Consider the following 14,642-nt stretch of genomic DNA (forward strand, 5'->3'; position numbering starts at 1 on the left):
TGGTGCGCGCGCTGCGCGGCGCGCGCGAACAGGTGGGCATCGTACTGTTTTCGGCGCGCAATACCGGCGCCGACCGCATCGCGGGGCTGAACCTGGGGGCCGACCACTATCTGGGCAAGGGCTGCGACCTGGACGAGCTGGCGGCAGTCCTGGCCTCGCTCGTGCGCAGGCTGGGCCTGGACCGGCCGGCCCTGCAGGCGGCCGAGCCGGAATGGGTGCTGGAAGCCGGCCCGCGGCGGCTGCGCGTGCCCGGCGCGCCGGCCGTTCCGCTGTCGCAGCAGGACCTGCTGGTGCTGCGCTGCCTGATGGAACGGCCCGGCGCGGGCATCAGCCGCCGGCAGATCGTGGAGGCGCTGGGCGCCGATTATCTCGACTACGACCAGCGCCGGCTGGACACGCAGATGCGCAGGCTGCGCCGGCGCGTGCAGGAGATCAGCGGGCAGGCGCTGCCCGTCAAGACGCTGCGCAACAGCGGCTGCTGTTTCTACAGCAGGGCACAGGTGCGGGCCTGAGGCCGCGGTCGGATTTTTCCGTAGCCCAGATATTGATTTTGTGACATCATATTTTGGGATTTTCGGGCAGGCCCGCGGGCCGGTCCGGCTGCGCGGGCGCGCCGTGTCCGCGCCCATTCCCGTTCCGGATGCCTACGTCTCATGCCGCCCGCCCCGCCTGCCGCTTCCTCCTGGTCCGCCCTGCGTCCCGCGCTGCCCATCCTGATCGGCGCTTCCCTCATGCTCAGCCTGTCGATGGGGCTGCGCCAGAGCCTGGGCATTTTCGTGCCGCCGCTCACGCGCGACCTGGGCATTTCGGTGAGCGATTTCACCCTGGCCGTGTCGGTGCAGAACCTCACCTGGGGCGCGCTGCAGCCGTTCGCGGGCGCCCTGGTGACGCGCCACGGATTCCGGCCGCTGATGATGGCGGGCTCGGCGCTGTACCTGCTGGGCATGCTGCTGTTCACGTTCGCCGACGGCCTGCCGGGCGTGCTGCTGGGGGCGGGCCTGGCCGTGGGCGTGTCCATGGCCTGTACCGGCAGCGCGGTGGCCATGGCCGCCTCGCTGCGGCCGGTGCCTCCGGCCCTGCGCAGCCTGGTGCTGGGCATCGTGTCGTCCTGCGGCTCGGTGGGCGCGATGCTGGCGGCGCCGCTGGGCCAGCACGTCATCCAGCAGGCGGATTGGCGCATGGGCGGCGCGGCGTTCGCGCTGCTGGCGCTGGCGATGCTGCCCGCCGCCTGGTTCGCGGGCAAGGTGGATGCCTTGCCCCGGCCGCCCGCGCCCGCCATGCCCGATGGCCGCGAAGCCACGGCGCGCGACGTGCTGCGCGCCGCCTCGCGCAACCTGCCGTTCGTGGTGATGGCGGTGGCGTACTTCGTGTGCGGCATGCAGCTTATCTTCCTGTCCACGCACCTGCCCACGTACCTGGACCTGTGCGGCATGGACCCGATGCTGTCGGCGCAGGCCCTGGCCATCATCGGCGGCTTCAACGCGCTGGGCAGCCTTTTCTTCGGCTGGGCGGGCGGGCGCTGGAACAAACAGGTGCTGCTGGGCGGCATCTACGCGCTGCGCTCGGCGGCCATCGTCTGGTTCTTCCACGCCCTGCCCACGCCCGGCGGCACGCTGGTGTTCGCGGCCATCATGGGTTTTCTGTGGCTGGGCGTGGTGCCTCTGGTGTCGGGCTGGGTAGCCGAGACGTTCGGGCTGCGCTGGCAGGCCATGCTGGTGGGCGTGGCGTTCTGCAGCCACCAGCTGGGCAGCTTCATGGGCGCGATGGGCGGAGGGCTGGTCTACGACATGTTGCACAGCTACACGCTGGCGTGGCAGCTGGCGGCCGGCATCGGCCTGGCGGCCGGGCTGGTGCAGATGGCCGTGGCCAGCCTGCCCAGGGGACCGGCCGCGCCGGCCGCCGCCGGCTAGGATGGCCTTCGACGGCCGGCCCTAGAGCTCCAGCACCAGCTTGCCGCCGCCGCAGGCGCGCGAGCAGCAGGCCATCATGCGGTCGTTGGCGTCGCGCTCGGCCCGCGTGAGCACCACGTCGCGGTGGTCGACGCGGCCTTCGAGCACGCGCACTTCGCAGGAGCCGCAAAGCCCTTCTTCGCAATCGCTCTGCACGTCGATATTGGCCGCGCGCAGCGTGGCCAGCAGCGTGCGGTCGGCGGGCACGGCGAGCGTCAGGCCCGAATCCTTGAGCGTGACTTCGAAGGGCTGTTCCTTGTCCGGGTCCAGCGCGCCCAGCGTGGAATGGAAATGCTCCACCCGCAGCGCATCTTCGGGCCAGGAGGCGCAGTATTGCGCCAGCGCGTCCAGCAAAGCCTGCGGGCCGCAGGCATAGATCTGGGTGCCGGCCTGCGGCGCGGCGAGCAGGGCCGCGTAGTCGGCGCGTGTGCCTTCGTCGCGGACATGCAGGCGCAGCCGGTCGCCGTGCCGCGCCGCCAGTTCGTCCACCAGCGCCATCGAAGACCGGCTGCGGCCGCTGTAGTGCAATTCGTAGTCCAGCCCCAGTTCCTGCGCGCGGCGCGCCATGGCGCTGATCGGCGTGATGCCGATGCCGCCGGCGATGAGGATGAGGCGCCGGGCGTTTTCGTCGAGACGGAAGTGGTTGCGCGGCCCGCGGATGCGCAGGCGGTCGCCGGGCCTGACGTGGTCGTGGATCCAGCGCGAGCCGCCGCGTCCCTCGTCTTCGCGCAGCACGGCGATCTCCAGCATGTCGGCGCGCGCCGGGTCGCCGCAGAGCGAGTACTGGCGCGACATGCCGGTGTCGCCGCATTCCACGTCGATGTGCGAGCCCGGCGTCCAGCGCGGCAGGGGCTTGCCATCGGGCGAAACCAGGCGCAGGCGCAGGATGCCGTCGGCCACGATGTCGGCCGATTCGACCTGCACCGTGCGGCTGATCGCGTGCGTGGAGGGTTCGCCGATGCGCACGGGGTGGCGCTCGGCCAGCACCTGCGGGCGCGCGCGCTCCGGATTGGCGGCCGGATCCCATTCCACCCACAGGTGTTCGGGGCCGCGGAACGAGGTGTTGGGCACATAGGTGAACCGCTGCTCGGCCAGCTTCATGTGCGGCAGCCGGCGGGTGAGCTCCTGCAGGAAGATCTGCATCTCCATGCGCGCCAGGTTCTTGCCCATGCACTGGTGCGAGCCGTAGCCGAAGGTGAGCTGGTCGCTGGCGTTGTCGCGCCGGATGTCGAACAGGTCGGCGTCGGCGAACTGGCTTTCGTCGTGGTTGGCCGACGAGGTGACGATGAGCAGCTTGGAGCCGGCCGGGATCTTCACGCCGGCGATTTCCACGTCGCGCGTGGCGAGCCGGCGCCACGCGGCCACCGAGCCGTTGTGGCGCAGGCATTCCTCCACCGCGTTGGGAATGAGCGAGGGGTCTTCGCAGATCTCGTGCCAGGCCTGCGGATGCTGCAGCAGCAGCTTGATGGCGTTGGCCGAGGCGTTGGCGGTGGTTTCGTGCGCCGCCACGATGCCGGCCATCATCATCGAATGCAGGTAGGAGTCGGTGACCACCTCGGGATGCAGCTTCTGCTTGCGGATGCCGTATTGCATCCAGCCCGGGCCGGACGGATCCTGGCGCATTTTCTCCAGGATGCGTCCGGCGAGCTGCCAGAAATTGCCCACCGCATGCGCCACGGCGACCTGTTCCTCGGGCTTGGGCCGGCCCCAGGTGTTGACGGTGTGCGCGATGGAATACTTGCGCAGCAGGTCCATGTCTTCTTCGGGCACGCCCAGGAAATGCAGCGCCACGGTGAGCGGCACTTCCCAGAGCATCTGGTCCACCAGGTCGGCGCGGCCGTCGTCGATGAAGCGGTCCACGTACTCCCGCGTGAGCTGGCGCACCATGGGTTCGTGGTGCCGCAGCTCTTCGGGCGTGAACGGCTCCATCAGCACGCGGCGCCGGGGCATGTGCGCGGGCTCGTCTTCGTTGACCAGCGTGCGGCTCATGCCGTAGCCGTAGGATTCGAGCACCGCGTTGGCCTCGGGGCCGGTAGGCGTGATTTTCTCCAGCGCGATCGAGGGGCTGAAAGTGATGTTGTCGCGGAAGATGGCCTTGATGTCGTCGTAGCGGGTGACGACCCAGTAGCCCAGCTTGGGGCTGTAGAAAACCGGCTCCTGCTCGCGCGCCCAGCGCACGTAGGCGGGCGGGTCCTGCTGGTAGCCGTCGCCGAAAGGATCGAACTCGGCGGCGCGCGGGCTGACGGGGCAGCCGGTGGGAGAGAGGGCGGACAGCGCGGCGTGGTCGACGGGACAGCCGCGGGCGGCGGGGGAAGGCGCTTGGTTCATGATGCGTGGCGGCAAGGCGTGAGACAGGGCGGCCCGCGCCGGCGGGCCGCGGAAGGCGTCAATCGAGCTTGATGCCCAGGTCGGTGATGAGCTTCTGCCAGCGGGCGCGCTCGCTGGCGAGCAGGGCGGCGTACTGCTCCGGGGTGTCGCCCACCGGCTCGATGCCGAATTCCACCAGGCGCTGGCGCACGGCGGGTTCGTTGACCGAGGCCACGACCTGCTTGTTCAGGGTGGCGATGGTGGCCTTGGGCGTACCGGCGGGCACCACGACGCCCACCAGCGCGGCGGCTTCCACGTTCTTCAGGCCGGCTTCGGCGAAGGTGGGCACGTCGGGCAGCTGGGCCAGGCGCGTGGGGTTGGCCACGGCGATGGGCTTGACCTTGCCGCCCTTGATGAAGCCCGCGCCGGCGGCCAGGTCCACCATCATGGCGGCCACCTGGCCGCCGGCGACTTCGGTCAGCGCCGGCGCGGCGCCGCGGTACGGCACGTGGGTGAGATTCAGCCCCGCTTCGACCTTGAGCAGTTCCATGGCCAGATGGTGCGGGCTGCCCGCGCCGGCCGACGCGTAGTTCAGCCCGTCCTTGGCCTTGGCGGCCTGGACGAACTCCTGCACGTTGTTGACGGGCAGGGCGGGCCCCACCACCAGGATCATGGGAAAGCGGCCCATGAGCGTGACGGGGGCCAGGTCCTTGACCGGATCGTAAGACAGCTTCTTATAGAGCGCCGGGTTGAACACCAGCGTGCCGTTGTCGGCGGAGAGCATGGTGTAGCCGTCGGGTTGAGCGCGCGCGGTCTCGGCCGCGGCGATGGCGGTATTGCCGCCGGGCTTGTTGTCCACCACGACCGTCTGGCCGATGCGCTGGGACAGGTCCTGGCCGATGGTGCGGGCCAGGAAGTCGGAGCCGCCGCCCGCGGCATACGGCACCACCCAGCGCAGCGGCTTGGAGGGATAGGCTTCGCCGGCCCGGGCCGCACAGGTGGCGGCCGCGACCGGCAGGGCGAGGGCGAGGACGGGAAGAATGCGGCGGAAATAACGCATGGACTTGTCTCCGGAAGGTTTTTGTATTTGCGTAAATCATATACGCTATGCGTAAATTATGTGGCAGCCAGCCCATTGGGAATAACCCGGGGGCGGCCGCTGCCGGTATGCTTCTTCCTTTTTTCGCACGCCGCTCCCATGCCCAGATCCGCGCCTTCCTCGCCCGCGAGCCCCGTCCCCGCCGCCCGTCCGCGCGAGCGCCGCCAGCGGGTGCAGGCGGCCGAAACCGGCATGGGCATGCTCAAGGCCCTGGCCCGGCTGGGCGGGCGCGCCTCGCTGACCGCGCTGGCCGCGGAGGTGGGCGAAAGCCCGGCCAAGGTGCACCGCTATCTGATGAGTCTGATCGCCGAGTCCTTGGTCGAGCAGGATCCCGCCACCCAGCAGTACCTGCTGGGGCGCGAAGCCATGTTCGTCGGACTGGCGGCGCTGCGCCAGGCCGACCCGGTGCGCATCGCCGAGCCCATGCTGGTGCGCCTGCGCGAGAGCCTGGCGGTGACCTGCTTCATCGCCGTCATGGGTAACAAGGGGCCGACCATCGTGCGGTTCGAGGAGCCCGGGCTGCCGGTGACGGTGAACGTGCGCATGGGCTCGGTGCTGTCGTTCCTGTGGTCGGCCACGGGACGGGCCTTTCTGAGCGCGCTGGACGAGAGCGAGGCGCGCCGGCTGGCCCAGGCCGAGCTGGACGCCCTGGCGTCCGCCGCGCGGCGGCGCCTCGATGCCCGCGATCCGGTGGGCGCGCTGCGGCGCGAGGTGCGCGCGGCGGGCTGCGCCTGCGTGGTCGACACCAACCTGCCCGGCATCAGCGCGGTGGCGGCGCCGCTGTTCGACTATGCCGGCAGGCCGTGCGCCGTGCTGACGGCGCTGGGCGCCACCGGCGGCTTCGACGCGTCGCCGGACGGCCCCATTGCCGCGGCGGTGCGCCGCGAGGCGGCCGCCGCGAGCGCCGCGCTGGGCTTCCGGCCGGTAGCGGGCTGAGCGCCGCGCCGACGGCCGCGCGGCGCGGCCCGGTCACGCCCGGTGTGGACGCGCCCTAGACCGTGATGTCGATCCAGGTGGTCTTGAGGTCGCAGTACTTGTCCAGGGCGTGCAGCGACTTGTCGCGCCCGAAGCCGGATTGCTTGACGCCGCCGAAGGGCACGGTGATGTCGCCGTCGGCATAGCAGTTGACCCACACCAGCCCGGCCTTGAGCCGGCGCGAAAGCCGGTGCGCGCGGCCCAGGTTGGCCGTCCACAGGCCCGCGCCCAGGCCGTAGGCGGAATCGTTGGCCAGGGCGATGGCCTCGTCCTCGGTGGCAAAGCGCTGCGCGGCCAGCACCGGGCCGAAGATCTCTTCGCGCACCAGGGCGCTGTCCTGCGCTGGGCAATCGAAAATGGTGGGCTCGATATAGAAGCCGCCGGATTCGGCGCGCACCTGCCGTCCGCCCAGGCGCAGCCGCGCGCCCTCGGCCTGGCCGGCCTCGATGCGGGCCAGCACGCCGCGCATCTGGCGCTCGTCCACCATGGCGCCCATGGCGGTCGCCGGGTCCAGCGGATCGCCGGGCCGCAGGCGCGCGGCGTGCTGCGCGACCTTTTCCATGAACGTTTCGTAGATGCCGTCCTGCACGTACAGGCGCGAGCCGGCGATGCAGACCTCGCCCTGGTTGGAGAAGATGGCCAGCGCGGCCACCAGGGCGGCGCGATCCAGGTCGGGGCAGTCCTCGAACACGATGTGCGGCGACTTGCCGCCGCATTCCAGCCATACGCGCTTGAGATTGGATTCGCCCGAATAGCGCATGAAGCGCTTGCCGGTGGCCGTGGAGCCGGTGAAGGCGATGCAGTCCACGTCCGGGTGCAGGCCCAGCGCCTGGCCGGCCTCGGCGCCCAGGCCGGGCACCACGTTGAACACGCCGGGCGGGATGCCGGCGTCCTGCGCCAGGCCGGCCAGGCGGATGGCCGACAGCGAAGATTGCTCGGCCGGCTTGAGAATGACGCTGTTGCCCGCGGCCAGCGCCGGCGCGACCTTCCAGGCGGCCATGAGCAGGGGGTAGTTCCACGGCACCACGGCGGCCACCACGCCCAGCGGCTCGCGCGTGATGGTGGCCAGCGCCGAGGGGCCGGTGGGCGCGATCTCGTCGTAGACCTTGTCGATGGCTTCCGCATACCAGGCATAGCAATGCGCGGTTTCCGGCAGGTCGAAGGCCAGGGCGTCGCGGATGGGCTTGCCCATGTCCAGCGTCTCGATCAGGGCAAGTTCCCCGGCATGCTCCCCGATGAGCGCCGCCAGCCGCTGCAGGCGCGCCTTGCGCTCGCGCGGCGGCAGCCCCGCCCATGCTCCCGCCTCGAACGCGCGCCGCGCTGCCTCCACCGCGCGGTCCACATCCGCCTGCCCGCAAGCCGCCACCTGCGCCAGCCTGCGCCCGTCGATCGGGCTGATCGCCTCAAACGTCGTCCCGCCGGCGGCATCGCAATACGCGCCATCGATATACGCCTGCCCCCGCAGCTCAAGCGCAGCGGCCCTGGCATGCCAATCTTGGGTGTCTTGGTTCATGATCCCGTCTTCCTTTCAGATGTCAGTCTTCCACGGCGCCGTGCGCTCCACGGGCCGCAGCGCCGCGGGCAAGAAACCGGCCCTCGCAACGCGACGGCGCCCCCCAGGCGCGCCGGGGGCCCTTACCCCGCTCTTGCCACCATCGCATCCAGCAGCACATTGCACCCCGCCTCCAGGTCTTCCGGCTTGGCGTCCTCGATCTCGTTGTGGCTGACGCCGTCCTTGCAGGGCACGAAGATCATGGCGGTGGGCGCGACCGAGGCCATGTAGACCGCGTCGTGGCCGGCGCCGGTGACGATGTCCATGGCCGGCAGCCCGCGGCGCGCGGCGCTTTCGCGCACTTTGCCCACCAGGCCGGGGTCGAACGGCGTGGGCGGGAAGTGCTGCACGTCCTTGATCTCGACCTGCACGTTGTGGCGGCGCGCGACTTCCTGGCAGACCTGGCGCCATTGGCTGTCCATCTCGGCCAGGCGCTGTGCGTCTTCGTGGCGCAGGTCCACCGTGAGCCGGACCTGTCCGGGGATCACGTTGCGCGAGCCGGGGTGGGCGTGGATCTCGCCCACCGTGCCGCGGCCGTGCGGCGGGTGCGCGCGCGCGATGTCGATGACGGCCTGCAGCAGGAAACTGGCTGCGTACAGCGCGTCGCGCCGCACCGGCATGGGCGTGGGCCCGGCGTGCATTTCCATGCCGGTGACCGTCACGTCGTACCAGCGCAGCCCCAGCGAGCCGGTGACCACGCCGACCACTTTGCGCTCGTGCTCCAGGATGGGGCCCTGCTCGATGTGCGCCTCGAAGTAGGCGTCCACCGGCCAGCCGCCCACCGGCTCGCTGCCGGCGTAGCCGATGGCCTTCAGTTCGTCGGCCACCGACTTGCCCTCGGCGTCGCGCGCGGCCAGCGCCACTTCCAGCGGGAACTTGCGGGCGAACACGCCCGAGCCCATCATCACGGGCACGAAGCGCGAGCCTTCCTCGTTGGTCCAGATGGCCAGCTCCAGCGGCGCCTCGGTGGTCACGCCGGCGTCGTTGAGCGTGCGCATGACTTCCAGGCCGGCCATCACGCCATAGCAGCCGTCGAACTTGCCGCCGGTGGGCTGGGTGTCGATGTGGCTGCCGGTCATGACCGGCGGGCGGCTGTTGTCGCGCCCGGGGCGGCGCGCGAAGATGTTGCCCACCTGGTCTACGCGCACTGTCAGGCCGGCCTCGCGCATCCAGCCGGTGACCAGGTCGCGGCCCTGGCCGTCCAGCGCGGTCAGCGCCAGGCGGCAGTTGCCGCCCTTGGGCGTGGCCCCGATGCGGGCCAGGTCCATCAGCGACTGCCAGAGCCGCTTTCCGTTGATTGCAAGCTGAGTGGTCATGATCAATGTTCCCATGTGTCAATGTTCCTGGCCGCGACGGGCCAGCGCCGCATTGCGGATGCCGGTGAGCGTTTCGCCAGGCGCGATGCCGTCGGCGTCGTAGCGGATTTCCAGCAGCGCGGGCAGGCTTTCGCGCTCGGCGAAATCCAGCGCGCGCCGCAGCGCCGGCCCGAAGCTGGCGGTGTCTTCCACCGCCTCGCCATGGCCGCCGTAGCCCTTGATGATCTGCGTGAAGTCCGGATTGGCGAAGTCCAGCGCGATGGCGCGTCCGGGGAATTCGCGCTCCTGGTGGGCGCGGATGGTGCCCCACACGCCGTTATTGAAGACTAGCACCACGATGCCCAGGCGGTACTGCATGGCCACGCCCAGTTCCTGCATGTTCATCTGGAAGCAGCCGTCGCCCGCGTAGCAGACCACGGTGCGGCGGCGGTCTTCGAGCTTGGCCGAGATGGCGGCAGGCAGGCCATAGCCCATGGAGCCCACGGTGGGCGCCAGGCTGGTGCCGGGGCCGGTGAAGCAGCGGTAGCGGTGCGGGTACAGCGCGTAGTTGCCCGCGCCCACCGTGACGCAGGCGTCGGCCGGCAGCAGGGCGTTGGCCGCGGCGGCGGCCTCGTCCAGGCTCATGGGGCCGGCCGCGGGCAGGGGCTGCCAGCTGGCCCGCAGTTCGGCGTGCGCGGCGTGCACCGCCTGTCCGCGCGGCACGGCATGGCCGGGCGCGAGCGCGGCCGCCGCCGCGGCGAAGCCGGCCGGGTCGGCCACGATGGCCTGGGTGGGCGAGAAGACGCGGCCCAGCTCGGCCGCGTCGGGGTATACGTGGATGAGCTGCTGGCGCGGCAGCGGGCTTTCGATGAGGGTGTAGCCCTCGGTGGTGGCTTCGCCCATGCGCGTGCCCACGGCCAGCACCAGGTCGGCCTCGCGCAGCCGCCGGCGCAGGGCAGGCGTCATGGCCCAGCCCACATGGCCGGCGGCGTTCGGATGGCGCTGGTCGAAGCATTCCAGGCGCCGCCACGCCGTACCCACCGGCAGCTCGAAGCGCTCGGCAAAGCCGGCGATGTCGCCGATGGCCTCGCGCGTCCAGCCATGCCCGCCCAGCAGCAGGAAGGGCCGCTCGGCCTGGTCCAGCAGCGCTTTCATGCGCGCCATGTCGCCGGCGCCCGGGTGGATGCGCGTGCGCGTGTAGCGCGGCAGGTCGGCCACGCGGGCGCGGCCCCACAGCGTGTCTTCGGGCAGGGCCAGCACCACGGGGCCGGGCCGTCCGCTGGTGGCCACCGCGAAGGCGCGCGCGATGAATTCGGGAATGCGGTCGGTGCGGTCGATCTGCGCCACCCATTTGGCCATCGGGCCGAACATGCGGCGGTAGTCGATTTCCTGGAAGGCTTCGCGCTCCATGAAGTCGTTGCCGACCTGGCCCACGAACAGAATCATGGGCGTGGAATCCTGGAAGGCGGTGTGCACGCCGATGCTGGCGTTGGTCGCGCCCGGGCCGCGCGTGACGAAACAGATGCCCGGTTCGCCGGTGAGCTTGCCGTAGGCTTCGGCCATGTAGGCCGCGCCGCTTTCCTGGCGGCACACGATGGGCTCGATGACGCCGGCGTGCTCGTTGAGCGCGTCGATGCAGGGCAGGTAGCTTTCGCCGGGGATCATGAACACGCGCCGGGCGCCGTGGATGCGCAGTTGCTGCATCAGGATCTGCCCGCCGTTGCGTTCGGGATGTGCGGCTGACGTCATGCGGAGTCTCCATGGGATTGAGCGGCGGCCCCTTGCTGCTGCGCGGCCGTCCAGGCTTCGAATTGTGCGTGGCGCGCCAGCAGGCGGCGCGCGGTGTTGTAGTCGGGCGCGTCGACGCGGGGGCCGCCGGCCTGCCCGGCGCGCTGGGCCTCGAAGGCCGCCACGCAGGCGCGGGCCGCCTCGACCTCGGCGGCGTCCGGCGTAAAGGCGCGGTGGATCAGCGGCACCTGCCCGGCCACCGTGGCGCACTTCGACTTGAAGCCCACGCGGCGCGCCCAGCGCAGGTCGGCCTCGAGGGCGCCGGGGTCGCGGTAGTTGAAGGGGCAGTCGATGGGCACGCGGCCCGCGGCGATGCAGTCCACCAGGAAACGGGCGCGCGCGGCATGCAGCTCGATGCCGTCCCTGCCGCGCTCGGCGCCCAGGCTGGCGCTCAGGTCTTCGGCGGCCAGCAGGCAGGCCGAGACGCGCGGGCTGGCGCTGAGTATGTCATAGGCGCGGTACAGGCCCAGCGCCGATTCCAGCGTGGGCACGATCTCGGTGCTGCCCGGCGGCAGCCCGGACTCTGCCTCCAGCGCCGAGATGGCGCGGTCCAGCGCGGCGATCTGCGCGGCGCTTTCGGCGTGCGGCAGCAGCACCGCGTCGGGCGCGCCGGGCATGATGCCGCGCAGGTCGTCCAGGCCGTCTTCCTCGAGCTTGTTGATGCGCGCCGCCGCCACCACGCCGCGCGCGCGGCACTCGGCAAAAAGGGCGGCGATGCGCGGGCGGGCCAGCGGCCGGTCGGCGGGGGCGGTGAACTCTTCCAGGTCGGCCACCAGCGCGTCGGCGCCGCCGGCCAGGCCCGCCGCCTGGGCGGCCGCGTCCAGGCCGGGAACGAACATCCAGGTGCGGCGCAGCGGAGCGGGGCGCCGGGTGCGGGGCATGGTCATTGCACGTGCCTCGGAAGAAAGAGCACCAGCTCCGGCACGAAGGTCAGCAGCAGCATGACGGCGGTCATGGCCAGCATCATCCAGGAAAGCGGGCGCAGGGTCTGCATCATGTTGATGCCGCCGATCTTGCAGGCCGCCATCAGGTCCACGCCAACCGGGGGCGTGTTCGCGCCGATGGCCATGTTGATGGACAGCAGGATGCCGAAGTGGACGGGGTCGATGTTGTAGTGGGCCAGCACGGGCATGACCACGGGCGCCACGATGATGATGACCGGAATCGCCTCCATGAAGGTTCCCAGGAGCAGCAGCACCACGGTGAGCAGCAGCAGCACCGTGACCTTGCTGTCGGTCCAGTGCACCAGCAGCGAGGACAGCGCCTGCGGCACCTGCTCGGCCACCAGCACCCAGGCGAACAGGCCCGATGCGCCGATGATGAGCAGGATGGACGCGCTGCTCTCGCCGGTGGACTTGAGGTTTTCCCACAGCGATTTCAGGGTCAGCGTGCGATACCAGAAGAAGCCGATCAGCAGGGCGTAGACGATGGCGCTGGAGGCCGCCTCGGTGGCGGTGAAGATGCCGAAGCGGATGCCGCCGATGATGAGCACCGGCACCAGCAGCGCGGGCAGGGCCTCGAAGAAGGCGGCGCGCAGTTCGCCCCAGCTAAAGGGCTGGCCGCCGGCCCAGCCGTGGCGGCGCGCCTGCCATATCGCCACGCCGATGAGAGACAGGCCGAGCAGGATGCCCGGCACGATGCCGGCCAGGAACAGCTTGCCCACGGACGTGTCCGTGATGGTGCCGTAGACGATGAGCACGATGCTGGGCGGGATGATGGTGGAGGCGGCGCCCGCGCTGCCCACCAGCGCGCAGCTGAAGCCCTTGTCGTATCCGCTGCGCGCCATGGCGGGCAGCAGCAGGCTGCCGATGGCCACCACGTCGGCCACGCCGGAGCCGGACAGCGCGCCGAAGAGCAGGCAGGCCAGCACCGCCACGACCGCCAGTCCGCCCTTGATGTCGCCCACGATGGCGGCGCACAGACGCACGATGCGCTGCGTGAGGCCGGCGCCGTTCATGAGCTGCGCGGCCAGGATGAAAAGAGGGATGGCCAGCAGCGTGAAGCTGTCCAGGCCCGATACGTATTGCTGCGCGGCCACCATGAGCGGCGCCGCGTCGTAGACGGCCAGGTAGGCCAGGCAGGACAGCACCAGGCCGAAGGCGATAGGCATGTCGATCAGCACCGTGACCGCGAACACGCCCATCAGGAAAATGGCACCCGTAGACATCTGTTGTTATTCCTCGATCGGGGCGGCCGGCGCCGGGGAGAAAAGCTGCGCCAGGTGCACTACGATGGTGATGGCGCAGGCCACGGGCAGGGCGAGATACACCGTGCCGGCGGACACGTCCAGCGCGGGCAGGGTCTGGTCCATGGTCAGGTCGGCAAGCTGCCAGCCCGCATAGCCCAGCGCCGCCAGGCCCGCGATGATGAGCACCTGGTTCAGGCGTTCCACGGTGCCGAGCACGCGCGGGCTGTGCACCATGAAGGGCAGCAGCCCGGCCATGAGGTGGGAGCGGTCGAAACTGCAGACCACGCCGCCGATGAAGGCCGACCACACCAGCACCAGGCGGGGCAGTTCCTCGGCCCAGTGCGGCGTGCTGTGCGTGACGAAGCGGGCGAACACCACGTAGGTGATCAGTATCGCCAGCAAGGCTACCGCCAGGGCGGCGAAGGCCTTGCTGATGCCCGACAGGATGGCGGACAGGCGGGCGAGCATTACCGGGCCTCGCGGTATTTCTGGACCAGGCCCATGATGTCCGGGCCGTACACCGCGGAGTAGGTCTTCCAGACCGGGGCCACGGCGTCCGCGAAGGCTTTCTTGTCCACCTCGTTGACCTGCATGCCCTTTTCCTTGAGCTGGGCGATGTACTGCTGGTCGCTGTCGCTGATCATTTTGCGCTGCGCGTCGCGCCACTTGTCGGCGGCTTCCTGCACGATCTTGCGGTCTTCGGGCGAGATGCGGTTCCACACCGGCCTGGAAATGATCAGGCTGGCCGGGCCCCAGACGTGGCCGGTGAGCGACAGGTACTTCTGCACTTCGAAGAACGAGGAGGTGTAGATGATGGACAGCGGGTTTTCCTGTGCGTCGAACACCTTCTGCTGCAGGGCCGAGTACAGCTCGCCGAAGGCCAGCGGGGCGGGATTCGCGCCCAGCGCGGTAAAGGTGTCCAGGCGCATCTTGTCGGGCGTGACGCGCGTTTTCAGGCCCGCCAGGTCGGCCGGCGTGTTGATGGGGCCGCGGTTGTTGGTGAGGTGGCGAAAGCCGTTTTCCCACCACGAGATGATGACCAGGTTTTTCTTTTCGGCGAGCCGGGCCAGCGCCTGGCCCAGTTCGCCGTCATAGGCTTTGTAGGCCTGCCGGGCACTGGTCCAGGTGTAGGGCAGCTCCACCACGCCGAATTTGGGCTCGATCGGCTGCAGCGAGCCCGAGCCGATGATGGCCGCGCCCTGGCTGCCGATCTGCAGGCCTTCGAGCATGGTCTTTTCGTTGCCGAGCTGGCCGCTGGGAAAGAGCACGAAGTTCACGCGGCCGGCGGTCTTTTCCTTGACCTCGGCGGCGAAGCCCTCGGCGGCCTTGTTCCAGCTATGGCTGGGCGCCAGCACGTGGCCCAGCTTGATGTCCATGGCGTGGGCCGCGGGCGCGGCCGACAGGCCGGCCATCGACAGCAGGCCGGCGCCCAGCGCGGCGCGCAGTTTCTTGGGGACGAGGTTCATGGCGAGACTCCAGGAGCGATGGT

12 protein-coding genes are annotated in these 14,642 nt (G+C 70.4%); 3 read left to right on the forward strand and 9 right to left on the reverse strand.

Annotation, left to right across the window (positions count from 1 at the left end):
- The first annotated feature begins 2 nt into the window (after positions 1–2).
- The gene (locus tag NGJ44_RS02870; protein WP_251863056.1) at positions 3–512 is read left to right on the forward strand and encodes a response regulator transcription factor; all 510 of its coding nucleotides are present in this window, start codon (positions 3–5) and stop codon (positions 510–512) included.
- 141 nt (positions 513–653) lie between these two features.
- Positions 654–1,910 carry an MFS transporter gene (locus NGJ44_RS02875; protein WP_251863057.1) on the forward strand — a complete coding sequence of 419 codons (1,257 nt, stop codon included), beginning with the start codon at positions 654–656 and terminating at the stop codon, positions 1,908–1,910.
- Between the two features lie 21 nt (positions 1,911–1,931).
- On the opposite strand, the gene NGJ44_RS02880 is transcribed toward NGJ44_RS02875, so the two are convergent.
- Positions 1,932–4,277 carry a cytochrome P450/oxidoreductase gene (locus NGJ44_RS02880; RefSeq protein WP_251863058.1) on the reverse strand — a complete coding sequence of 782 codons (2,346 nt, stop codon included), beginning with the start codon at positions 4,275–4,277 and terminating at the stop codon, positions 1,932–1,934.
- 58 nt (positions 4,278–4,335) lie between these two features.
- Positions 4,336–5,316: a Bug family tripartite tricarboxylate transporter substrate binding protein gene (locus NGJ44_RS02885; RefSeq protein WP_251863059.1), complete on the reverse strand. Its 981-nt coding sequence runs from the start codon at positions 5,314–5,316 to the stop codon at positions 4,336–4,338.
- 138 nt (positions 5,317–5,454) lie between these two features.
- On the opposite strand from NGJ44_RS02885, the gene NGJ44_RS02890 reads away from it, so the two are divergent.
- Positions 5,455–6,291 carry an IclR family transcriptional regulator gene (locus tag NGJ44_RS02890; protein ID WP_251863060.1) on the forward strand — a complete coding sequence of 279 codons (837 nt, stop codon included), beginning with the start codon at positions 5,455–5,457 and terminating at the stop codon, positions 6,289–6,291.
- Between the two features lie 55 nt (positions 6,292–6,346).
- Here NGJ44_RS02890 and NGJ44_RS02895 read toward each other — a convergent pair whose 3' ends face one another.
- The 7 genes from NGJ44_RS02895 to NGJ44_RS02925 all read right to left on the reverse strand — a co-directional run bounded on the left by NGJ44_RS02895 (position 6,347) and on the right by NGJ44_RS02925 (position 14,565).
- Positions 6,347–7,843, reverse strand: coding sequence for an aldehyde dehydrogenase (locus tag NGJ44_RS02895; RefSeq protein WP_251863061.1), 1,497 nt, complete (start codon positions 7,841–7,843; stop codon positions 6,347–6,349).
- A gap of 122 nt (positions 7,844–7,965) precedes the next feature.
- Positions 7,966–9,198 (reverse strand): Zn-dependent hydrolase, encoded by a 1,233-nt coding sequence (locus NGJ44_RS02900; RefSeq protein ID WP_053246710.1) that lies wholly within the window; start codon positions 9,196–9,198, stop codon positions 7,966–7,968.
- A gap of 18 nt (positions 9,199–9,216) precedes the next feature.
- Complete coding sequence (locus tag NGJ44_RS02905) at positions 9,217–10,926, reverse strand: thiamine pyrophosphate-binding protein (RefSeq protein ID WP_053246711.1); 1,710 nt, start codon at positions 10,924–10,926, stop codon at positions 9,217–9,219.
- A complete protein-coding gene (locus tag NGJ44_RS02910) occupies positions 10,923–11,852 on the reverse strand; it encodes an HpcH/HpaI aldolase/citrate lyase family protein (RefSeq protein WP_251863062.1) in 930 nt (309 codons plus the stop codon). Before NGJ44_RS02910 ends, NGJ44_RS02905 begins: the two co-directional genes overlap by 4 nt.
- Complete coding sequence (locus tag NGJ44_RS02915) at positions 11,849–13,132, reverse strand: TRAP transporter large permease (RefSeq protein ID WP_251863063.1); 1,284 nt, start codon at positions 13,130–13,132, stop codon at positions 11,849–11,851. The genes NGJ44_RS02910 and NGJ44_RS02915 overlap by 4 nt, the downstream gene beginning before the upstream one ends.
- 6 nt (positions 13,133–13,138) lie before the next feature.
- Positions 13,139–13,621: a TRAP transporter small permease gene (locus NGJ44_RS02920; protein WP_251863064.1), complete on the reverse strand. Its 483-nt coding sequence runs from the start codon at positions 13,619–13,621 to the stop codon at positions 13,139–13,141.
- Positions 13,621–14,565, reverse strand: coding sequence for a TRAP transporter substrate-binding protein (locus NGJ44_RS02925; RefSeq protein ID WP_053246792.1), 945 nt, complete (start codon positions 14,563–14,565; stop codon positions 13,621–13,623). The genes NGJ44_RS02920 and NGJ44_RS02925 overlap by 1 nt, the downstream gene beginning before the upstream one ends.
- Between the last annotated feature and the right edge of the window lie 77 nt (positions 14,566–14,642).

It is taken from the genome of Achromobacter sp. Marseille-Q4962 (assembly GCF_943737005.1).
In the GTDB taxonomy this organism is placed as follows: domain Bacteria; phylum Pseudomonadota; class Gammaproteobacteria; order Burkholderiales; family Burkholderiaceae_B; genus Achromobacter.